Genomic DNA, 21,310 nt, shown 5'->3' with positions numbered 1-21,310 from the left:
CGTCTCAGATGACGGACATCACACCGGTACGACTCATTCGGCGCCCCGCACCGCGTAGTTGAGGACCTTCTCGCCGAGCAGGTCCTCCATCTCGTCGAGCAGGACGAGGGCCTCGCGAGACACCTCGGCGGGCTTGCGGCACTTGGTCATCTCGTCGCCGATCCAGGCCATGAGCGTGCTGTGGAGCCAGGAGAGCTGACCCGCGATCAGCCCGGGCAGCGGGTCCCCGTCCGCGGCCTTCGTCTCCTCGGCGAGGGTCTTCGTGAGGTGGCCGAGTGCCTGCTGCTGGATCTCCCAGAGCCGGGAGCGCAGGGCGTGGGCCTCGGTGATGACCCTCATGAAGTCGGCCCACCCCGGGAAGAGACCGATACCCGGCGACACGCCCTCCACGTCCGAGCGCAGCTCACGCAGGACCGCCGCGGCGGCGGACTCCCCCGGGCGGCGTCCGCGTACATAGCCGGAGAGCCGGTCGACGACGGCCTCGCCGCGGTCCAGGAAGAGGTCCTCCTTGGCCGGGAAGTAGTTGTAGACCGTGTTCACGGAGACGTCCGCGGCTTCCGCGACCTCGGCGACGGTCACCGTGACGAAGCCGTGCTCCAGGAAGAGCCCCGTCGCGATGTCGGAGATCCGCTGCTTGGTCTGCCGCTTCTTGCGCTCCCTCAGTCCTTCAGCCATGCGCCCACCTTACGACCACTCGCTAGGGCGGATGAAAACTTGGAGGCATTGCAAAATTTAAGCGACTCTGTTTTTGTGGTCGTCATGGCAATCATCAGCACGGCCGGGCTCACCCGGACCTTCCGGACCAAACACGGCCCCGTCGAGGCGGTGCGCGGCATCGACCTGACCGTCGGCACCGGCGAGATCCTCGGTTTCCTCGGACCCAACGGCGCGGGCAAGACGACGACCCTGCGCATGCTCACCACGCTCCTGGCGCCCACCGGCGGCGCCGCCACCGTCGCGGGCATCGACCTGGCCCGCGACCCGGCAGGCGTACGACGCAAGATCGGCTACGTGGCCCAGTCCGGCGGCGTCGACCTCAACATCTCCCTGCGCGAGGAACTTCTCACCCAGGGCCGCCTCTACCGCATGACGAAGCCTCATGCGGCGGCCCGAGCCGAGGAGTTGGCCGCCGACCTGGGCCTTGCCGACCTCCTCGACCGCAAGTGCGCGGCCCTCTCCGGCGGCCAGCGGCGGCGGCTCGACATCGCCATGGGCCTCATGCACCGGCCCGAGGTGCTCTTCCTCGACGAACCGACCACGGGGCTCGACCCCGGCAGCCGGGCCGACCTGTGGGCGCTGGTGCGGCGGCTGCGCGACGACCACGGCACCACCGTCGTCCTGACCACGCACTACCTCGACGAGGCCGACGCGCTCTGCGACCGCCTGGTCGTCATCGACAAGGGCGTCGTGGTGGCCGAAGGCACACCGAGCGCCCTCAAGCTCCGGCACGGCGGCTCCATCGACGCCTCGCTCCAGGACACCTTCCTCGCCATCACCGGGCGGGACCTCGCCCCCAAGGACACGGCGCCCGTCGCCGTCTGAACCCCAGGACCACTTCCATGTCTGCGTTTCTCTCCGACACCGCGCTGATCTTCGGGCGGTACGCCCGCCAGACCCTGCGCTCCAAGTTCCAGATCCTCTTCGGCGTCCTGATGCCGCTGCTCTACCTGCTCTTCTTCGGCCCGCTCCTGACCGGTCTTCCACTCGGCTCACGCGGCGACTCCTGGCAGGTGCTCGTGCCGGGCCTGCTGCTCCAACTCGGCCTGTTCGGCGCCTCGTACAGCGGATTCGCGATCATCATCGAGAAGCAGTCCGGTGTGGTGGAGCGGATGCGGGTGACGCCCGTCAGCAGGCTCGCGCTGCTGCTCGGCCGGGTGCTGCGCGATGCCGCGCTCTTCGTCTTCCAGGCGGTGCTCCTGGTCCTCGCGGCCGTGGTGATGGGGCTGCGGGCGCCGCTCGCGGGCATCCTCATCGGCTTCGCGTTCGTGGGAGTACTGACCGTTGTCCTCGCGTCCCTCTCGTACGCGCTCGCGCTGCTCGTCTCCAAGCCGCACGAGTTCGGTCCCGTCATCAACGCGGTGAGCATGCCCTCGATGCTGCTCTCCGGTCTGATGCTGCCGATGGCGCTCGCACCGGGCTGGCTGGACGTGCTCTCGCACTTCATGCCGTTCCGCTATCTCGTGGACGCGATGCGGGCCGCCTATGTGGGCGAGTACGCGGGTACGGCGATGCTGTACGGCGTCCTCGCGGCGGCCGTGCTCACGCTGGGGTCCGTGACGGTCGGCACACGTGTCTTCCGCAGGGCGGGCGCGTAACTAGGCTGGCCCCATGGTCAATCTGACGCGCATCTACACCAGGACCGGCGACCAGGGCACGACCGCCCTCGGCGACATGAGCCGGACCGCCAAGACCGATCTGCGGATCTCGGCGTACGCCGACACGAACGAGGCCAATGCCGCGATCGGCACGGCTGTCGCCCTCGGTCAGCTCGACGAAGAGGTCGTGAAGGTCCTGGTCCGGGTCCAGAACGACCTCTTCGACGTGGGCGCCGACCTGTCGACGCCTGTCGCCGAGAACCCGGAGTACCCGCCGCTGCGGGTCGAGCAGTTCTACATCGACAAGCTGGAGGAGGACTGCGACCGCTTCAACGGGGAGCTGGAGAAGCTGCGCAGCTTCATCTTGCCGGGGGGCACGGCGGGCGCGGCGCTGCTGCACCAGGCGTGCACGGTGGCCCGCCGGGCGGAGCGGTCGACTTGGGCTGCTTTCGAGGTGCACGGAGAGGTGATGAACCCGCTGACCGCGACGTATCTGAACCGGCTGTCCGACCTGCTGTTCATCCTGGCTCGTACGGCCAACAGGGAGGTCGGGGATGTGCTCTGGGTGCCTGGCGGTGAGCGTTAGAGCCTGCTCAGGAAGTTCGGCTTCTCCTCGCCGTCCCGGACGGCGGGCGCCTTCTTCGGGAAGACCGTGTACGTCGCCGCGATGATGACGTTGATGCCGATCAGCCAGAGCATCCTCTCCTGCCACATCCGCAGTGAGTCGACGCTGCCCTCGCCGTCCACGTACCAGACCGCGCCCTGCAGCAGCGCCATGGCGATCAGCCCGGCGAGGATCCAGCGGGCGGCGATCTTCCACTCGTGGATCGCGCGGGGCACGCCGTACTTGGGGGTGCTCGGCGGCGGGCCGCCCGCGAAGCGGTGGGCTACACGGACGTCGACCCACTTGATCGTGTAATGGCCGAGCGCGATGGAGTAGCCGATGTAGACGGCCGCCAGGCCGTGCTTCCAGTCGGGCTCGGCGCCGTTCCTCAGGTCGATCGCGGTGACGACGAAGAGGACGACCTCCAGGATCGGCTCGCACAACAGCACGGCGACACTCGCGCGCGGCATCTTCGCCGCGTAGCGCAGGGCCAGGCCGCCGGCCAGCAGCACCCAGAAGCCGACCTCGCAGATGATGATCAGCGTGACGATCACAGTTCGCTCCTCTCGGTCACCTTTCCAGGCTCCCGCCGAACCGGCCGCGGATCATCGTCACCAGTGACGAAGTGGGACTGCATCCTTCGATGTAGCGCGCGGTTCCTCCCTCAGGATCAGGCACCGCCCCGGCGAGCCGTGTTGGATGGACGCATGGCCCTGTCCCTCCCCCGCCCGCACCGCGTCGACGTACAGATCGCCGTGGGCAGCGCCCTGGCCGGGCTCGCGCTGTGGGGGCTCGGGCTGCACACGCAGACGGACCGGCCGCTCGGCACCACCTGGGCGCTGATCCCGCTCTTCGTCCTCGCGGGCCTCGAACTGCTGCGCAGGAGCATGCCGCAGACCGCCCTGGTCATCGGCACGCTCGCGCTGCTCGCCGATCAGTTCACGGACGGCAACCTCGCCTCGATCATGATGTTCACGGACATCATGTACGCGGCCGTGGTGTACGGCACTCCGGCCGCCGCCCGGCGCATCCCGGTCACCACGGGGATGATCACGGTGGCGGTGACGATCGGGTTCCTGGCCTGGTTCCGTGACCCGGAGGCGATCCTGGTCGGCGTCATCACCGGCTTGGTGTCCTTCGCCCCGGCGACCACCGGTGTTCTCGTACGAACCCACCGCGAGGCCGCTGTCGCCGCGCGCCTGCGGGCCGAACAGACCGCGCTGCTCGCCGAGATGGACCGCGTCCAGGCCATCACCGCCGAACGCGCCCGGATGGCCCGCGAGCTGCACGACATGGTGGCCAACCACCTCTCGGCGATCGCCATCCACTCCACGGCCGCGCTCTCCCTCGACGACCCGAAGACCACCCGTGACGCCCTCTCGGTCATCCGGGAGAACAGCGTCGAGGGTCTCGCCGAGATGCGCCGCCTCATCGGCATCCTCCGGGACGCCGGCGACGACCGGGAGCCGGCCGCCGCGCCCACCCTCGGCGGTCTCGGCAGCCTGATCGGCAACGCCCGTACCAATGGGTTGGACGTCACCCTCGACGACGCCCGCGCCCCCGACGGCTCCAAGCTCCCCGCGCCGGTCGAGCTCGCGGCGTACCGGATCATCCAGGAGTCCCTGACCAACGCCCTCAAGCACGCGTCGCCCGGCCTGGTGACGGTGGCGATCGCCCAGTCGCGCCGCGCCCTCGAAGTCCGCGTGACAAGCCCCTACGGCACCCCGTCCGGCCCCCGTGCCCCCGGCTCCGGATCGGGCCTCGTCGGTATGCGGGAGCGCGTGGAACTCCTGGGCGGCTCCTTCGAGTCGGGGCCCGAGAGCGACGCGGACGGTCCGGACAGGAAGGTCTGGCGCATCTACGCGACCCTGCCCATCGACCCCTCAGACCTCGACCCCGCAGACGAAGGAGTGACCGAATGATCCGAGTGCTCGTCGCCGAGGACCAGTCCGCCGTACGGGCCGGGCTTGTCCTGATCCTGCGCAGCGCGCCGGACATAGAGGTGGTCGGGGAGGCGTCCGACGGTGAGGAGGCGGTGACACTCGCCCGTGAACTGAGGCCCGATCTGGTGCTCATGGACATCCAGATGCCGCGGCTCGACGGGGTCTCCGCGACCCGTCAGGTCGTCACGGAGGGGCTCGCGGACGTCCTCGTCCTGACCACCTTCGACCTCGACGAGTACGTGTTCGGTGCGCTGCGCGCGGGCGCCAGCGGTTTCCTCCTGAAGAACACCGAGGCCAAGGACCTCCTGGAGGCAGTCCGTGCGGTCGGCCGCGGCGAGGGCCTGATCGCCCCGGCCGTCACCCGGCGGCTGATCGCGGAGTTCGCGGCTCCCAAGACCACAAGGCCCGCCCGCCGCGAGAACGGACCCGATCCCGCCATCCTCGACGCCCTCACCCGCCGCGAGCGCGAGGTGCTCGCGTGCGTCGGCGAAGGGCTGTCCAACGCGGAGATCGCGGGCCGTCTGGACATGGCGGAGGCGACGGTGAAGACCCACGTCAGCCGACTGCTCGGCAAGCTTGAGCTGCGCAGCCGGGTGCAAGCCGCGGTACTCGCGCAGGAGTTGGGTGTCTGACCCCGGATCTCATGCGTCCGACCGGCGCGATCCGGCCAATGGTTCAGACCTCTTGACCGCTGGTCCAGACCTTTCTATTCTCACCGCACTGCGGTGAGCACTCCTCCACGCGATCCACGTGCTCACGGGCGGCGCAGGGTTCCACCCCTATGAACCCCCGGATCTCCCCGAGGAGCACACCTTGCGCTTCAGACACAGAGCCGTGGCAGGCCTCACCACCCTGCTGCTCCCGCTCGCCACCCTCGTCGCACTCGGCAGTCCCGCCGAAGCCGCGCCGGAAGCCGCCCCCGCGGCCACCGCCACGTACGCCAAGACCCAGGACTGGGGCAGCGGCTTCGAGGGCAAGTGGACCGTCAAGAACACCGGAACGACCTCCATAAGCTCCTGGAACGTCGAGTGGGACTTCCCCACCGGCACCAAGGTGACCTCCGCCTGGGACGCCACCGTCACCAACTCCGGCAACCGCTGGACCGCCAAGAACGTCGGCTGGAACGGGACGCTCGCCCCCGGCGCCTCGGTCTCCTTCGGGTTCAACGGCTCGGGCTCCGGCTCCCCCTCCAACTGCTCAATCAACGGCGGCAGTTGTGACGGCGGCAGCGTCCCCGGCGACAATCCCCCGTCGGCGCCCGGCACCCCCACCGCGTCCGACATCACCAACACCTCGGCGAAGCTCTCCTGGAGCGCGGCCACCGACGACAAGGGCGTCAAGAACTACGACGTCCTGCGCGACGGCACCAAGGTCGCCACCGTCACCGGGACCTCGTACGCCGACAGCGGCCTGACCGCGGGCACCGACTACTCCTACACGGTCAAGGCCCGCGACACCGCGGACCAGACGGGACCGGCCTCCGGCGCCGTCAAGGTACACACCACGGGCACCACCGACCCGGGCCCAGGACCGGGTGACAAGGTCAAGCTCGGCTACTTCGCCGAGTGGGGCGTCTACGGCCGTAACTACCACGTGAAGAACATCGACACCTCGGCCTCCGCCTCCAAGATCACCCACATCAACTACGCCTTCGGCAACGTCACCGGCGGCAAGTGCGCCATCGGCGACGCGTATGCCGACTACGACAAGGCCTACACCGCCGACCAGTCCGTCGACGGCAAGGCCGACACCTGGGACCAGCCCCTGCGCGGCAACTTCAACCAGCTGCGCAAGCTCAAGGCCAAGCACCCCAACCTCAAGGTCCTGTGGTCCTTCGGCGGCTGGACCTGGTCCGGCGGCTTCACCGAGGCGATGAAGAACCCGGCGGCCTTCGCCAAGTCGTGCCACGACCTGGTGGAGGACCCGCGCTGGGCCGACGTCTTCGACGGCGTCGACCTCGACTGGGAGTACCCCAACGCCTGCGGCCTGAGCTGCGACACCAGCGGCGCCGCCGCCATGAAGACCATGACGCAGGCGTTCCGCACCGAGTTCGGCAAGGACGCCCTGGTCACGGCCGCCATCACCGCCGACGCCTCAAGCGGCGGCAAGATCGACTCGGCCGACTACGGCGGCGCCTCACAGTACGTCGACTGGTACAACGTGATGACGTACGACTTCTTCGGCGCCTGGGAGGCCAAGGGCCCGACAGCCCCGCACTCCCCGCTCAACTCCTACGCCGGCATCCCGAAGGCCGGCTTCAACTCCGCCGACGCGATCGCGAAGCTGAAGGCCAAGGGCGTACCGGCCACCAAGCTCCTGCTCGGCATCGGCTTCTACGGCCGCGGCTGGACGGGCGTCACACAGAAGGAGCCGGGCGGCACGGCCACTGGCGCGGCGCCTGGAACGTACGAAGCGGGCATCGAGGACTACAAGGTGCTCAAGAACTCCTGCCCCGCCAACGGCACCATCGCCGGTACGGCCTACGCCCACTGCGGCACCAACTGGTGGTCGTACGACACTCCGGCGACGGTCAAGACGAAGATGGCCTGGGCGAAGAGCCAGGGTCTCGGCGGTGCGTTCTTCTGGGAATTCAGCGGGGACACTGCCGACGGTGAGCTGGTGAGCGCCATCAACGACGGTCTGAAGTAGCTCGTCCCAAGACGAAGCCGGGGAGAACAGGTACGCCCCCTGTTCTCCCCGGCTTCTTCATCGCGTGATGCCGGGATACCGCTATGAGAACTACGCCACGTTGACCCGCTGGCCCGGGGGCGCCGCCTCGAGCCAAGCCAGGAAACCCGTCAGCGCGTCCTCGCCCATCGCCAGCTCGAGGCGGACGCCCCGGTGCACGCAGCCGAGCACGATCGCGTCGGAGAGCAGTGCGAGCTCTTCCTCGCCGTCAGGCGCGCGGCGGTCGACGACCTCGATGGCCGAGCGCTCCAGGGTCCGGCGCGGACGGGGAGCGTACGAGAAGACGCGGTACCACTCGATGCGGTCGCCGTTGTAGCGGGCGACGCCGTACCCCCAGCCCTTGCCGGAGGTGTCGCCCTTCTCCGGGGCGTCCCAGCGCAGGCTGCAGTCGAAGGTCCCGCCGGAGCGCTGGATGAGCCGGCGCCGCAGTCCGAAGACGAAGAGCCCCACCAACACCAGCGCGACCAATACGAGTCCGCACACGAGCAGAGTGAGGATCATCGGCACCGACCTCCTCGCCTCTTCGTAACGGACCAGCACATTGCACCCGCATCGCCTCAGCCGCGACCCGGTCCGGATTGCTCCGACCTGGCCGCGGCTGAGTCACGTCAAACGCCGTCGCGCCGGTTTCAGCGCGACGACACCGCCCGCAGTCGGACGTCCGCGCGACGCTCGGCGGAGGCGTCGGCCTCCGACTTCGCGCGCTCGAGCGCCCGCTCCGCACGCTGGACATCGATCTCGTCCGACAGCTCGACGATCTCAGCAAGCAGTGACAGCTTGTTGTCCGCGAAGGAGATGAATCCTCCGTGGACGGCGGCGACGACAGTGTTGCCGTCACTCGTACGAATGGTCACCGGGCCCGACTCCAGCACACCGAGCAGCGGCTGGTGACCGGGCATGACGCCGATGTCGCCGGACGTGGTGCGCGCGACGACCAGGGTGGCCTCGCCGGACCAGACACTGCGGTCCGCGGCGACCAGCTCGACATGCAGCTCAGCAGCCAAGGGTGGCTCCTCGGGTCACCACCCGGCGGCTTCGCCGGGTGTTGGGTCAAATTCTAGTGGGCGTATCGGGAGGGGCGGGACGCACCCACCCCTCCCGGGAGAAACGGCGTCAGGAAACGCCGAGCTCCTTGGCCTTCGCCTTCAGGTCCTCGATGCCACCGCACATGAAGAACGCCTGCTCGGGGAAGTGGTCGTAGTCACCGTCGATGATCGCGTTGAACGCGGTGATCGACTCGTCGAGCGGAACGTCCGAACCGTCAAGGCCGGTGAACTGCTTGGCGGCGTGGGTGTTCTGCGACAGGAAGCGCTCGACGCGACGGGCGCGCTGAACGACCAGCTTGTCCTCTTCGCTGAGCTCGTCGATGCCGAGGATCGCGATGATGTCCTGGAGGTCCTTGTACTTCTGCAGGGTGCCCTTGACACGCATGGCGGTGTCGTAGTGGTCCTGCGCGATGTAGCGGGGGTCCAGGATGCGGGACGTCGAGTCCAGCGGGTCGACCGCCGGGTAGATGCCCTTCTCCGAGATCGGACGCGACAGCACGGTCGTCGCGTCGAGGTGCGCGAAGGTCGTGGCCGGGGCCGGGTCGGTGAGGTCGTCCGCGGGGACGTAGATCGCCTGCATCGAGGTGATCGAGTGACCACGCGTCGAGGTGATGCGCTCCTGGAGGAGGCCCATCTCGTCGGCGAGGTTCGGCTGGTAGCCCACCGCGGAGGGCATACGGCCGAGCAGCGTCGAGACCTCGGAACCGGCCTGCGTGAAGCGGAAGATGTTGTCGATGAAGAACAGCACGTCCTGCTTCTGCACATCGCGGAAGTACTCCGCCATGGTCAGACCGGCGAGGGCGACACGCAGACGCGTGCCCGGCGGCTCGTCCATCTGGCCGAAGACCAGGGCGGTCTTGTCCAGAACGCCCGACTCTTCCATCTCGTCGATGAGGTCGTTGCCCTCACGGGTGCGCTCGCCGACACCGGCGAACACGGAAACGCCCTCGTGCAGCTTGGCCACACGCATGATCATTTCCTGGATGAGGACGGTCTTGCCGACGCCCGCACCACCGAACAGACCGATCTTTCCACCCTTGACGTACGGGGTGAGAAGGTCGACGACCTTCAGGCCGGTCTCGAACATCTCGGTCTTGGACTCGAGCTGGTCGAAGGCCGGGGCCTTGCGGTGGATCGGCCAGCGCTCGGTGACCTCGGACTCGGCCTCCGGGTGGTTCAGGATCGCGCCGAGGGTGTTGAACACCTTGCCCTTGGTGATGTCACCGACCGGGACGGTGATACCGCTGCCCGTGTCGGTCACCGCGGCCTGGCGGACCAGACCGTCGGTGGGCTGCATCGAGATCGCGCGGACGATGCCGTCGCCGAGGTGCTGGGCAACCTCGAGCGTCAGCGTCTTCAGCTCGCCGTCCTTGGCCGGGTCGGCCACCTCGACGTGCAGGGCGTTGTAGATCTCCGGCATGGCGTCGACGGGGAACTCCACGTCGACGACCGGGCCGATCACCCGGGCGACGCGGCCCGTGGCAACGGCCGTATCAACAGTGGTCGTCATTACTTGTCACTCCCCGCGTTCGCGTCGGCCAGGGCGCTGGCACCACCGACGATCTCGCTGATTTCCTGGGTGATTTCGGCCTGTCGGGCCGCGTTGGCAGAACGGGTGAGAGCGTTGATCAGGTCACCCGCGTTGTCGGTCGCCGACTTCATCGCGCGGCGCGTGGCGGCGTGCTTGGAAGCAGCCGACTGGAGCAGCGCGTTGTAGATACGGCTCTCGACGTAGCGCGGCAGCAGGGCGTCGAGGACGTCCTCCGCCGACGGCTCGAAGTCGTACAGCGGGCGGGCCTCATCCGTCTGGCCCGCCTCCTCTGCGACCTTGTCGAGGCTGAGCGGGAGCAACCGGGAACCGATCGCTTCCTGCGTCATCATCGAGATGAACTCGGTGTAGACGATGTGGAGTTCATCCACGCCGCCCTCGGCCGTTTCCGTCTCGATGGCCTCGATCAGGGGCGCGGCGATCGCCTTGGCGTCCGCGTAGGAAGGGGCATCGGTGAAGCCCGTCCACTGCCCGGCGATCTTCCGCTCACGGAAGTTGTAGTGCGCGATGCCACGGCGGCCGACGATGTACGTGTCGACCTCCTTGCCCTCGGCCTGCAACTCCTTGGTGAGCTTCTCCGCTGCCTTGATGGCGTTGGAGTTGAAGGCGCCGGCCAGACCGCGGTCGCTCGAAAGGAGCAGGACAGCGGCCCGGGTCGGAGCCTCGGCCTCGGTGGTCAGCGGGTGCTTGTCGCTCGCACCCGTGGCCACCGCGGTGACCGCGCGGGTGAGCTCGGTCGCGTACGGAGTGGAGGCCACCACCTTGCGCTGTGCCTTGACGACACGCGAGGCGGCGATCATCTCCATCGCCTTGGTGATCTTCTTGGTCGCGGTGACGGATTTGATGCGACGCTTGTAGACCCGGAGCTGGGCTCCCATGAGTCAGGTCCCTTCCGTCGTCACTTGGACGCGTCGACGGCGGCCGGAGCGTCCTCGCCGAGCAGCTTGCCGTCCGAGGTCTCGAACTGCTTCTTGAACTCGGCGACGGCGTCGGCGATGGCCGTGATCGTGTCGTCGGACATCTTGCCGCCCTCCTTGATGGAGGTCATCAGGCCCTGCTCCTTGCGGTGCAGGTAGTCGAGCAGCTCGCGCTCGAAACGCCGGATGTCGTTGACCGGTACCTCGTCCATGCGGCCCGTGGTGCCGGCCCAGATGGAGATGACCTGGTCCTCGGTGGCCATCGGCTGGTACTGAGCCTGCTTGAGCAGCTCGACCATGCGCTGACCGCGCTCGAGGGAGGCCTTCGACGCGGCGTCCAGGTCGGAACCGAAGGCGGCGAACGCCTCGAGCTCACGGAACTGGGCGAGGTCCACGCGGAGCCGTCCTGACACCTGGCGAATCGCCTTGTGCTGGGCGGAGCCACCGACACGGGAGACCGAGATACCGACGTTCAGCGCGGGGCGCTGACCGGCGTTGAACAGGTCCGACTCCAGGAAGCACTGACCGTCGGTGATGGAGATGACGTTGGTCGGGATGAACGCCGACACGTCGTTCGCCTTGGTCTCGACGATCGGGAGACCCGTCATCGAGCCCTTGCCCAGCTCGTCCGAGAGCTTCGCGCAGCGCTCGAGCAGACGCGAGTGCAGGTAGAAGACGTCACCCGGGTAGGCCTCGCGCCCCGGCGGGCGGCGGAGCAGCAGGGACACGGCGCGGTAGGCGTCGGCCTGCTTCGAGAGGTCGTCGAAGATGATGAGGACGTGCTTGCCCTCGTACATCCACTGCTGGCCGATGGCCGAACCGGTGTAGGGCGCCAGGTACTTGAAGCCCGCCGGGTCGGACGCCGGGGCGGCGACGATGGTCGTGTACTCGAGCGCACCGGCCTCTTCGAGCGCACCACGCACGGAGGCGATGGTGGAGCCCTTCTGACCGACGGCGACGTAGATGCAGCGCACCTGCTTGTTCACGTCGCCCGAGCGCCAGTTGTCGCGCTGGTTGATGATCGTGTCGACGGCCAGGGCGGTCTTGCCCGTCTGGCGGTCACCGATGATCAGCTGACGCTGGCCACGGCCGATCGGGGTCATGGCGTCGACGGCCTTGTAGCCGGTCTCCATCGGCTCGTGGACCGACTTGCGGTCCATGACCGTGGGGGCCTGCAGCTCGAGGGCGCGGCGTCCGGACGTCTCGATCTCGCCGAGGCCGTCGATCGGGGTGCCGAGCGGGTCGACGACGCGGCCGAGGTAGCCCTCGCCCACCGCGACGGACAGGACCTCGCCGGTACGGGTGACCGGCTGGCCCTCCTCGATGCCGCTGAACTCGCCGAGTACGACGGCGCCGATCTCGCGCTCCTCAAGGTTGAGGGCGAGACCGAGGGTGCCGTCCTCGAACTTCAGCAGCTCGTTGGCCATGGCCGAGGGCAGGCCCTCGACCTTCGCGATGCCGTCACCGGCAACGGTGACCGAACCGACCTCCTCGCGCGAGGCCGCGTCCGGCTTGTACGCCTGGACAAAGTTCTCCAGCGCGTCCCGGATCTCCTCCGGCCGGATCGTGAGCTCCGCCATCTGGGTTCCCTGCTCTCCTTGTTGGGCCCGAAGTTTCACTTTGGGGGTCTGGGGACTCCCCCCAAGTAAGGGTGAATCCTCTGCACGGCCCAACTAGGGCCGTCATTCCTACGTTTTGAGTTACTGCTACTGCTAGCTGGCCATGCGGCGGTGCGCGTCCTCGAGGCGGTCCGCGATGCTGCCGTTGATGATCTCGTCGCCGACCTGCACCGTGATCCCGCCGAGGACCTCGGGGTCCACGTCGAGGTTCAGGTGCATCTGGCGGCCGTAGACCTTCGCGAGGGCGGCACCGAGGCGCTGCTTCTGCTGGTCCGAGAGCGGAACAGCCGAAGTGACGACGGCGACCATCCGGTCCCGGCGGTCCGCGGCGAGCTTGGCGAGGGACTCCAGTCCCACCTCCAGGCTACGTCCACGGGGCGCGGTCACAAGGCGCTCCACGAGCCGCTCCGTCACGTCATCGGCCCGGCCACCGAGCAGGCTGCGCAGCAGCTCGCTCTTGGCCGCGCCCGTGGCGGCGCGGTCGGTCAGCGCGGACCGCAGCTCGGTGCTCGAGGCGACGATCCGGCCGAACCGGAACAGCTCGTCCTCGACGTCGTCCAGCGCGCCGGACTTCTGCGCACCGGTCAGGTCGGCGAGGTTGGTGAGCTCCTCGAGGGCGTCCACCAGGTCACGCGACTGCGACCAGCGCGAGCGGACCATGCCGGCCACCAGGTCGGCGGCCTCGCCGCTCACCTGCCCGCCGAGCAGCCGCCCGGCGAGCTCCGCCTTGGCCTCGCCGGACTGCGACGGGTCGGTAAGGACCCGGCGCAGGGAGACCTCACGGCTGAACAGCGCGGTGACCGAGGCCAGCTCGTCCGCGAGCTGCTTCACGTCCACCGAGGTGTTGTCCGTCAGCGCGTCGAGACGCTCGCGCGCGGCCGCGAGGGCCTCGCGGCTGGCTCCGTGCGCTGTCATCGAGCCGCCTCGGCCTTCTCCTCAAGGTCATCGAGGAAACGGTCGATGGTGCGGCTCTGCCGTGCGGAGTCCTCGAGGGACTCACCGACGAGCTTGCCGGCCAGGTCGGTGGCCAGCTGGCCCACGTCCTGACGCAGCGACTGCGCGGCGGCCTTGCGGTCGGCAGCGAGCTGCGTGTGACCGGCGGCAACGATCTCCTCACGCTGCCGCTGGCCTTCGGCGCGCATCTCCGCGATGAGCTGGGCGCCCTGCTCCTGCGCCTCCTGGCGCAGACGCGCGGCCTCGTGCCGGGCCTCGGCGAGCTGAGCCTTGTACTGCTCAAGCACGCTCTGGGCCTCGGTCTGAGCGGCCTCGGCCTTCTCAATACCGCCTTCGATCGCCTCGCGGCGCTCTTCCAGAACCTTGTTGATGTTCGGGAGGAGCTTCTTCCAGAAGAAGAAGAAGACGATGGCGAAGGCGATGGCGCCGACGAGCAGCTCAGGACCCGGCGGGACGAGCGGGTTCTGCTCCTCCTCGGCCGCCAGCTGAACCAGGTTGGCGATCACATCAGTGCCTTTCGTCGAAAAGTGTCAGTAAGCAGTGACTACTTACCGAACACGAACGGCATAACGATGCCGATGAGGGCGAGCGCCTCACAGAAGGCGAAGCCCAGGATCTGGTTGGAGCGGATCAGGCCGGCCGCTTCGGGCTGACGGGCAAGAGCCTCGGTGCCCTTACCGAAGACGATGCCAACACCGATGCCGGGGCCGATCGCGGCGAGGCCGTAACCGATGGAGCCGGTGGAACCGTGGAGGCCTTCGGCGGCGAGGGTCTGGAGAGCGGACATGCCGGTTCTTCCTTCTCTTTCAAGGACCGGTGGGGGTTGGCCACCGGGCGATCTGGGGGTTAGGGGGTCAGGGAGCTCAGTGGTGCTCGGCGACAGCGCCCTGGATGTACGAGCAGGCGAGGAGCACGAAGACGTACGCCTGGACGGCCTGCACGAAAAGCTCGAAGAGGATCATGACCATCGTCATGACGAACGAGACGCCCGCAGCCGGGATCATCACGCTGTTCAGGAGGTACCAGGAGGCGACGGTGAACATCACCAGCATCAGGTGACCGGCGAACATGTTGGCGAAGAGTCGCACCGCGTGAGTGAAGGGGCGCACCAGCAGGTTCGAGAAGAGCTCGATGAACGAGACGAGCCACTTGATCGGCCCGAGCGAGTTGTCGTAGCCGGTGATGTTCTTCCAACCACCGACGAAGCCATGGCGCTTGAACGTCAGGGGCACCCAGATCAGATACACGACGAGTGCCAGCACGGCCGGGTACGCGATGACCGACGAGACCGGGAACTGGGTCAGCGGCACCACGGACCAGATGTTCATGATCCAGATGAAGAAGAACATCGAGACCATCAGGGGGACGTACTTCTCGCCCTCCTTCTTGCCCATCGTCTCGTAGACGATGCCGCGGCGTACGAAGTCGTAGCCGGCCTCGGCTGCCATCTGCAGCTTGCCCGGGACGACCTTCGCCTTGCCGAAGGCGGCGTAGAAGAAGCTGACGACGACGAGCGTGGTCAGCAGGGCGAGCAGCATGACCTTGTTGAACTCGAACCCGCCGACTTCGAACATCGGCTTGAAGAGGAACGAGTGCAGGCCCGGAGCCGGGAAGCCGCATCCGTCGGACATGATCCGACAGCTCCAGTCAAAGGCGAGCTCAGTTTGGTCAGCACTCACCGCGGGCTCCTTCGGCGTGACGCATAGGTACGGCAACCTCGTTGTCGTGTCGGCGCGGCGCGCAGCCGCGATTCGGCACCAGACTGGTGTTTCGGATGTGGGCGCGGCGTTCAGGCATCGAGCCTCGCGATTGTGCAGGCGTCAGCTCAGATGCCCGCGCCGGCAGTGCCGCAGTTGGCACCGGACGATAGCAGCATCCCGAACGCGCATTTATCCCGGCCCTACCCATCACGTCGAGGACCCCGACTTCTCCGGCTTGTCCTTCTGCTCGGAGTCGGGCTCGACGTAAAGGATCTTGGCTTTCATGTGCGCGCGGGCCTGCGTGGCCATCCAGACGACGGTCGCCAGCACAAGCCCGACGGCGAACGCCTTCGGGTTGAACAGGGTGGTGTCCTTGAACAGACCCACGAAGATGAGAAGCAGCAGGAGTTGGGCGACGTAGAGCAGCAGGCCCATCATCTGGAACAGATGCGGGAGCGCCTTCGCCGTGCGCTGCAGCACGAACATCCCGATCCCCATGAACGCGATGACCACCAGTGTGCCGACGACCGCCCCGATCGCCCCCTTGCCACCCGCGACCACACCACTGACCACGGCGGCGATCGCGCCGACGGCAGCAGTAGGTACTGCGGATTGAAGGAGTGTTCGGGTGTCTTGAGACGGCATGGCGGCAGCTCCGCTTACTGATGGGGGCAGGGTGTCGTCATGGACGAGCGTAGTCCGGGGTCGAGAGTGTCCCTCGGGCCAATGGACCGTCGCACTACGGTCCTTCGGCTCTGTCCCTGGTTTCGTGAACGGTATCACAAACTATTTGATGAGGTCTTTACCTGCTAGGTGTGCTCGCTGTCACACATGAGAGTTAATCCGCGCGTCTGTGCACGCAGCGCGGCAACTTGTCTGGTATTGGGCAAGTTTGACGGTGGGCGTCAGCTCGACGACTCGGCCTTGTGCCGATCCTCGAAGCGCGAGCGGGTGCCAACGGCCGTCGCCCCGTTGACGTCTGAGCCGGCGGGCGGACGCTCCCCCGCCTCACCGTCCGTCGCGTCCGTCGCATCCGTTGCATCCGTTGCATCGGCAACGGCCGCCACCTCCGCGTCCGCCTTGTTGCTGCGCCGGTAGCGCGGCGGCACGAAGGACTCCGCCCAGCGCGGGATGTGCGGGGTGAAGCGCGGCAGCAGGAGCAGGACGAGGCCCACCGCGCTCAGCGCGACGATCGCGAGGAGGATCCACATGCTGGTGGAGTGGACCGAGTAGGCGACCGTGCCGAAGCCGATCAGCGCCGCCCAGAAGTACATGATCAGCACCGCCCGGCTGTGGGAGTGGCCGATCTCCAGGAGCCGGTGGTGGAGGTGCCCGCGGTCCGCGGCGAACGGTGACTTGCCGTTCCACGTACGCCGGACGATCGCGAGGACCAGGTCGGCGAACGGGATGGCGATGATCGTCAGCGGCATCAGGAGCGGGATGAAGACCGGAAGCATCGCGTGCGTGGCATCGCGGGTGCCGCCGAAGTTCAGCTTCAGGGCGTCGCCGTCGATCTGTCCCGTGGCGGAGATCGCCCCCGCCGCGAGGACCAGACCGATCAGCATCGATCCCGAGTCGCCCATGAAGATGCGGGCGGGATGGATGTTGTGCGGCAGGAAGCCCAGGCACATGCCCATCAGGATCGCGGCGAAGAGCGTCGCGGGGGCCGCGGCCTCGATGCCGTACCCGTACCAGAGGCGGTAGGCGTACAGGAAGAACGCCGCCGCCGCGATGCACACCATGCCCGCGGCGAGGCCGTCGAGGCCGTCCACGAAGTTCACCGCGTTGATCGTGATGACGACGAGCGCGACCGTCAGGAGCGTGCCCTGGCCCTGGTCGAGGAGGACCATGCCGTAGCCCGGCACAGGGATCCACAGGATCGTCAGGCCCTGGAGGACCATGACGCCCGCGGCGATCATCTGGCCGCCGAGCTTGATCAGGGCGTCGATCTCGAACTTGTCGTCGAGGACGCCGATGATCCAGATCAGCGCGGCACCGGAGAGCAGTGCGCGCGGTTCGTTGGACCGCTCGAAGACGTCGCTCAGATTCGGCAGGTGGTCGGCGACCAGGAGACCCGCGCACAGCCCGAAGAACATCGCGATACCGCCGAGCCGGGGCGTGGGCTCCCGGTGAACATCGCGGGCGCGGATCTCCGGCATGGCGCCGGCCACGATCGCGAACTTCCGCACCGGGCCGGTCAGCAGGTAAGTCACCGCGGCCGTGATGCAGAGCGTCAGCAGGTATTCACGCACGGGCTTCCCCACAGGTATCGCTGGCCATCTCAGCCCCACACCCTAGCTCTGCGTGCATACGGTTGGGGACTTCCGGGTAGCGACGATGGTTGCACGAGTACGCGCCTTCCTCGGACGCCCCTACCCCGTCCTAGCCCGGATACGGCGGAAATCTGCCCACCAACTCACGCACGACCTCTCGTACTCTCGAGCTCTTCGCGTCCTGCGGCTCCTCGCGCACCGCCTCGGCGAAGAGCCCCGCGATCCGCGCCATCTCGGCGTCGCCCATGCCCTGTGTGCTGACGGCGGCCGTGCCGAGACGGAGTCCGCGGCCGTCGCCGTAGGGCAGGGCGCATGTGTCCAGGACGAGGCCGGCGGCGGCGAGCCTGCCGCGGGCTGTGTGTGCGTCGAGGCCCAGGGGGGCCGGGTCGGCGAGGATCAGGTGGGTGTCGGTTCCGCCGGTGGTGATCACGCAGCCCGCGGCGGCCAGCGCCTCGGCGAGGACGCGTGCGTTGGCGACGACCTGATGGGCGTACGCCGTGAAGGCGGGGGTCGCCGCCTCGCCGAACGCGACGGCCTTGGCGGCGATGGTGTGCATCTGCGCACCGCCCTGCGTGAAGGGGAACACGGCCCGGTCGATGCGTGAGGCGAGCTCCGCCCCGCACAGGATCAGACCGCCTCTCGGGCCGCGGAGCACCTTGTGCGTCGTGGCGCAGACGACATCGGCGTACGGCACCGGGGTGGGGGCCGCTCCCCCGGCGATCAGGCCCATGGGGTGCGCGGCGTCGGCGATGAGGTACGCCCCTACGTCGTCGGCGATCTCGCGGAAGGCCGCGTAGTCGATGTGCCGGGGGTAGGCGATGGAGCCGCAGACGATCGCCTTGGGCTTGTGGGTGCGGGCCAGGGCGCTGACCTGGTCGTAGTCGATGAGCCCGCTCTCCGGGTCGACGCCGTAGCCGACGAAGTCGAACCAGCGCCCCGAGAAGTTCGCGGGCGAGCCGTGCGTGAGGTGGCCGCCGTAGGGCAGGCCCATGGCCAGGACGGTGTCGCCGGGGCGCAGCAGCGCGGCGTACGCGGCCAGGACCGCGGAGGAGCCGGAGTGCGGCTGCACGTTGGCGTGCTCGGCGCCGAAGAGTGCCTTGGCGCGGTCCACGGCGATGCGCTCGGCGACGTCCACCAGCTCGCAGCCGCCGTGGTGGCGGGCTCCGGGGTAGCCCTCGGCATACTTGTTGGCGAGGGGCGAGCCAAGGGCGGCGAGCACCGCGGGCGAGGTGAAGTTCTCGGCGGCGATGAGCTGGAGGCAGGACGCCTGGCGGTCCTCTTCGGCGAGGAGGATCTCCGCCATCTGGGGGTCCTCGCGGCGGAGCGCGGCGAAGTCAGCGGGCGCGTGCGCGGCGGCGGGGGGTGCGGTGCTGACCGGCATTGTGGGCTCCGGGCCTGGCGAGAGGTGAGGGTTCCTCCAATGTAGGCCCGCCGTCGACCGCCCGCGCGGCACGCGGGCGGATGGCGTAGCGGAATGGTTCAGGCCTCGGCCCGTACGCCCGTCAGCGCCGTCACCACCGGGTCGAGCGCTTCGTTGATCTCGTCGCCCACGGAGCGGAAGAAGGGCAGCGGCGCCCCGTACGGGTCGTACACCTCGTCCGCCTCCGCGGTGGGCGCGAGCAGCCATCCGCGCAGCGCAGCCGCCGCCCGCACCAGGGCCCTGGCCCGCTCGACCACGCCCCCGTCGGGATCGGGCAGGGTCGCCGGGTCTATGGCCCGCACGAGCCGGGTGAACTCCTTGAGCGTGAAGGTGCGCAGGCCCGCCGAGTGGCCCATCGAGATGACCTGCGCCCGGTGGTCCCGGGTGGCCGTCAGGACGAGGTCGGCCCGGATGACGTGTTCGTCGAGGAGCTCGCGCCCTTTGAAGCCGGAGGCGTCCGCGCCGAAGTCGGCGAGCACCGCCTCGGCGTTGGTCTCCATGGGGGCGCCCTCATGCCCCCACGTGCCCGCGCTCTCCACGATCAGGCCGCCGGTGAAGGGATCACCCAGGCGGTCGGCCAGGGCATGCCTGGTCAGCCGCTCGGTGATGGGCGAGCGGCATACGTTGCCGGTGCTGACGTGGAGGATGCGGAACGAACCGCCATAAGACGCTATGCCACGCCCCGTCTCAGGGGCAGTCAATTCGCCACCTCGAGGTCGGGTACCACCTTGCGGAGCTCTTCCGCGGTCAGGGCGCCCGCGCGCAGCAGCACGGGCGCCTTTCCGGTGACGTCCACGATCGACGACGGGACGATGCCGGGCGTCGGGCCGCCGTCCAGGTACACGGAGACGGAGTCGCCGAGCATCTCCTGCGCGGCGTCACAGTCCTCGGGGGACGGGTGGCCCGTGAGGTTGGCCGAGGAGACCGCCATGGGGCCTACCTCGGTGAGCAGTTCGATGGCGACGGGGTGCAGCGGCATCCGGATCGCGACGGTCCCACGGGTGTCCCCGAGGTCCCACTGGAGCGAGGGCTGCTGCTTGGCGACCAGGGTCAGCGCGCCGGGCCAGAAGGCGTCGACGAGCTCCCAGGCCGACTCGGAGAAGTCGGTGACCAGGCCGTGCAGCGTGTTCGGGGAGCCGATGAGGACAGGCGTGGGCATGGAACGGCCACGGCCCTTGGCGTCGAGCAGGTCGGCGACCGCCTCCGCGCTGAAGGCGTCGGCACCGATGCCGTAGACGGTGTCGGTGGGCAGCACGACCAGTTCGCCACGGCGGACGGCCGACGCGGCCTCGCGCAGACCGGTCGTACGGTCGGTCGCGTCGTTGGTGTCGTATCGCCGTGCCATTTAGCGGGCCTCCTCGTACACGTACTGCTGACTTGAAGTGGGTGTGCTCACGGCATCGCCTTGCGGGCGGTCGCGAACCTCGGCCTGTTGTTGAGGTCGGGGTGGTCGGCCGCGTCGGCCCAGCCCCGCTCCTCGGTGAAGATCCACGGCACCTGGCCGCCCTGGGTGTCGGCGTGCTCGATGACAACGACACCGCCGGGGCGCAGGAGGCGGTGTGCGGTGCGTTCGATGCCGCGGATCAGGTCGAGGCCGTCCTCGCCGGAGAAGAGCGAGAGCTCCGGGTCGTAGTCGCGGGCCTCGGGAGCGACGTACTCCCACTCGGTGAGCGGGATGTACGGAGGGTTCGAGACGACGAGGTCGACCTGGCCGTCGAGCTCCGGCAGCGCGTCACGCGCGTCGCCGCGGGAGAGCTTGACCCTGGATCCCTCGACGTTCTTCCGCGTCCACTTCAGGGCGTCCTCGGACAGCTCCACGGCGTACACACGCGAGCGCGGGACCTCCTGCGCCATGGCGAGGGCGATGGCCCCGGACCCCGTACAGAGATCGACGATGAGCGGCTCGACGACGTCCATCGCGCGTACGGCGTCTATCGCCCAGCCCACGACCGACTCGGTCTCGGGGCGCGGCACGAAGACGCCGGGGCCGACCTGCAGTTCGAGGTAGCGGAAGAAGGCGCGGCCGGTGATGTGCTGGAGGGGTTCGCGGGCCACGCGGCGCGCGATCGTCTCCCAGTAGCGGGCGTCGAAGTCCGAGTCCTTGACGGAGTGCAGCTCGCCCCGCTTCACACCGTGCACGAACGCGGCGAGCTCCTCCGCGTCGTTGCGCGGCGAGGGCACGCCGGCGTCGGCAAGGCGCTGGGTGGCCTGGGCCACCTCCGCGAGCAGCACGCCGCGGGGGTTTGGGGGTCGACCCCCCATATGTTGCTGCACGCTGGTCC

Annotated in this window: 23 protein-coding genes; 6 read left to right on the top strand and 17 right to left on the bottom strand. The window is 68.5% G+C overall.

Annotation, left to right across the window (positions count from 1 at the left end):
* Positions 1 to 33 precede the first annotated feature (33 nt).
* Positions 34 to 675 (bottom strand): TetR/AcrR family transcriptional regulator, encoded by a 642-nt coding sequence (locus ACGFX9_RS16615; protein WP_393471510.1) that lies wholly within the window; start codon positions 673 to 675, stop codon positions 34 to 36.
* An 84-nt stretch (positions 676 to 759) separates the two neighbouring features.
* On the opposite strand from ACGFX9_RS16615, the gene ACGFX9_RS16610 reads away from it, so the two are divergent.
* The 3 genes from ACGFX9_RS16610 to ACGFX9_RS16600 are packed head-to-tail and all read left to right on the top strand — an operon-like array spanning position 760 to position 2,901.
* Positions 760 to 1,542 (top strand): ABC transporter ATP-binding protein, encoded by a 783-nt coding sequence (locus ACGFX9_RS16610; protein ID WP_393471507.1) that lies wholly within the window; start codon positions 760 to 762, stop codon positions 1,540 to 1,542.
* 17 nt (positions 1,543 to 1,559) lie between these two features.
* Entirely contained in the window at positions 1,560 to 2,315 is a 756-nt protein-coding gene (locus ACGFX9_RS16605; protein ID WP_393471504.1) for an ABC transporter permease, read from the top strand.
* A gap of 13 nt (positions 2,316 to 2,328) precedes the next feature.
* Positions 2,329 to 2,901: a cob(I)yrinic acid a,c-diamide adenosyltransferase gene (locus ACGFX9_RS16600; RefSeq protein ID WP_393471501.1), complete on the top strand. Its 573-nt coding sequence runs from the start codon at positions 2,329 to 2,331 to the stop codon at positions 2,899 to 2,901.
* Here the strand turns inward: ACGFX9_RS16600 and ACGFX9_RS16595 are convergent.
* Positions 2,898 to 3,473, bottom strand: coding sequence for a hypothetical protein (locus ACGFX9_RS16595; protein ID WP_393471497.1), 576 nt, complete (start codon positions 3,471 to 3,473; stop codon positions 2,898 to 2,900). The genes ACGFX9_RS16600 and ACGFX9_RS16595 overlap by 4 nt on opposite strands.
* Before the next feature lie 153 nt (positions 3,474 to 3,626).
* On the opposite strand from ACGFX9_RS16595, the gene ACGFX9_RS16590 reads away from it, so the two are divergent.
* The 3 genes from ACGFX9_RS16590 (at position 3,627) to ACGFX9_RS16580 (ending at position 7,511) form a co-directional block, all read left to right on the top strand.
* Positions 3,627 to 4,841, top strand: a complete 1,215-nt coding sequence (locus ACGFX9_RS16590; protein WP_393471493.1) for a sensor histidine kinase — start codon at positions 3,627 to 3,629, stop codon at positions 4,839 to 4,841.
* Positions 4,838 to 5,494, top strand: a complete 657-nt coding sequence (locus ACGFX9_RS16585) for a response regulator (RefSeq protein WP_393471490.1) — start codon at positions 4,838 to 4,840, stop codon at positions 5,492 to 5,494. Before ACGFX9_RS16590 ends, ACGFX9_RS16585 begins: the two co-directional genes overlap by 4 nt.
* 181 nt (positions 5,495 to 5,675) lie before the next feature.
* On the top strand, positions 5,676 to 7,511 hold the full coding sequence (locus ACGFX9_RS16580) for a glycosyl hydrolase family 18 protein (protein ID WP_393471487.1): 1,836 nt from the start codon (positions 5,676 to 5,678) through the stop codon (positions 7,509 to 7,511).
* A gap of 90 nt (positions 7,512 to 7,601) precedes the next feature.
* On the opposite strand, the gene ACGFX9_RS16575 is transcribed toward ACGFX9_RS16580, so the two are convergent.
* The 15 genes from ACGFX9_RS16575 to prmC all read right to left on the bottom strand — a co-directional run bounded on the left by ACGFX9_RS16575 (position 7,602) and on the right by prmC (position 21,290).
* The gene (locus ACGFX9_RS16575) at positions 7,602 to 8,051 is read right to left on the bottom strand and encodes a DUF2550 domain-containing protein (protein ID WP_393471484.1); all 450 of its coding nucleotides are present in this window, start codon (positions 8,049 to 8,051) and stop codon (positions 7,602 to 7,604) included.
* 128 nt (positions 8,052 to 8,179) lie between these two features.
* Complete coding sequence (locus ACGFX9_RS16570; protein ID WP_160507238.1) at positions 8,180 to 8,554, bottom strand: F0F1 ATP synthase subunit epsilon; 375 nt, start codon at positions 8,552 to 8,554, stop codon at positions 8,180 to 8,182.
* Positions 8,555 to 8,663: 109 nt separating this feature from the next.
* Positions 8,664 to 10,106 (bottom strand): F0F1 ATP synthase subunit beta, encoded by a 1,443-nt coding sequence (gene atpD, locus ACGFX9_RS16565; RefSeq protein ID WP_393471481.1) that lies wholly within the window; start codon positions 10,104 to 10,106, stop codon positions 8,664 to 8,666.
* A complete protein-coding gene (locus tag ACGFX9_RS16560) occupies positions 10,106 to 11,023 on the bottom strand; it encodes a F0F1 ATP synthase subunit gamma (RefSeq protein ID WP_393471478.1) in 918 nt (305 codons plus the stop codon). The genes atpD and ACGFX9_RS16560 overlap by 1 nt, the downstream gene beginning before the upstream one ends.
* Positions 11,024 to 11,043: 20 nt before the next feature.
* A complete protein-coding gene (gene atpA / locus ACGFX9_RS16555) occupies positions 11,044 to 12,642 on the bottom strand; it encodes a F0F1 ATP synthase subunit alpha (protein ID WP_393471475.1) in 1,599 nt (532 codons plus the stop codon).
* A 132-nt stretch (positions 12,643 to 12,774) separates the two neighbouring features.
* Positions 12,775 to 13,596, bottom strand: a complete 822-nt coding sequence (locus tag ACGFX9_RS16550) for a F0F1 ATP synthase subunit delta (protein ID WP_393471472.1) — start codon at positions 13,594 to 13,596, stop codon at positions 12,775 to 12,777.
* Positions 13,593 to 14,141, bottom strand: coding sequence for a F0F1 ATP synthase subunit B (locus ACGFX9_RS16545; RefSeq protein WP_393471469.1), 549 nt, complete (start codon positions 14,139 to 14,141; stop codon positions 13,593 to 13,595). The genes ACGFX9_RS16550 and ACGFX9_RS16545 overlap by 4 nt, the downstream gene beginning before the upstream one ends.
* Before the next feature lie 38 nt (positions 14,142 to 14,179).
* Positions 14,180 to 14,422, bottom strand: a complete 243-nt coding sequence (gene atpE, locus ACGFX9_RS16540) for an ATP synthase F0 subunit C (RefSeq protein ID WP_361833615.1) — start codon at positions 14,420 to 14,422, stop codon at positions 14,180 to 14,182.
* A 76-nt stretch (positions 14,423 to 14,498) separates the two neighbouring features.
* Positions 14,499 to 15,266: a F0F1 ATP synthase subunit A gene (gene atpB / locus ACGFX9_RS16535; protein ID WP_393471466.1), complete on the bottom strand. Its 768-nt coding sequence runs from the start codon at positions 15,264 to 15,266 to the stop codon at positions 14,499 to 14,501.
* 276 nt (positions 15,267 to 15,542) lie between these two features.
* Positions 15,543 to 15,980 carry a hypothetical protein gene (locus ACGFX9_RS16530; protein ID WP_393471463.1) on the bottom strand — a complete coding sequence of 146 codons (438 nt, stop codon included), beginning with the start codon at positions 15,978 to 15,980 and terminating at the stop codon, positions 15,543 to 15,545.
* 260 nt (positions 15,981 to 16,240) lie between these two features.
* Positions 16,241 to 17,587 (bottom strand): MraY family glycosyltransferase, encoded by a 1,347-nt coding sequence (locus tag ACGFX9_RS16525; protein ID WP_393471460.1) that lies wholly within the window; start codon positions 17,585 to 17,587, stop codon positions 16,241 to 16,243.
* A gap of 130 nt (positions 17,588 to 17,717) precedes the next feature.
* On the bottom strand, positions 17,718 to 18,989 hold the full coding sequence (glyA, locus tag ACGFX9_RS16520; protein WP_393471457.1) for a serine hydroxymethyltransferase: 1,272 nt from the start codon (positions 18,987 to 18,989) through the stop codon (positions 17,718 to 17,720).
* 98 nt (positions 18,990 to 19,087) lie between these two features.
* Entirely contained in the window at positions 19,088 to 19,729 is a 642-nt protein-coding gene (locus ACGFX9_RS16515; RefSeq protein ID WP_393471453.1) for a protein-tyrosine-phosphatase, read from the bottom strand.
* Positions 19,726 to 20,373, bottom strand: a complete 648-nt coding sequence (locus ACGFX9_RS16510) for an L-threonylcarbamoyladenylate synthase (RefSeq protein WP_393471450.1) — start codon at positions 20,371 to 20,373, stop codon at positions 19,726 to 19,728. Before ACGFX9_RS16510 ends, ACGFX9_RS16515 begins: the two co-directional genes overlap by 4 nt.
* Positions 20,374 to 20,420: 47 nt before the next feature.
* Positions 20,421 to 21,290, bottom strand: coding sequence for a peptide chain release factor N(5)-glutamine methyltransferase (gene prmC, locus ACGFX9_RS16505; RefSeq protein ID WP_393471448.1), 870 nt, complete (start codon positions 21,288 to 21,290; stop codon positions 20,421 to 20,423).
* Positions 21,291 to 21,310 lie beyond the last annotated feature (20 nt).

The sequence above is a fragment of the Streptomyces sp. NPDC048436 genome, assembly GCF_043200355.1.
GTDB lineage: Bacteria > Actinomycetota > Actinomycetes > Streptomycetales > Streptomycetaceae > Streptomyces.
This window is presented reverse-complemented; position numbering and strand designations above follow the sequence as displayed.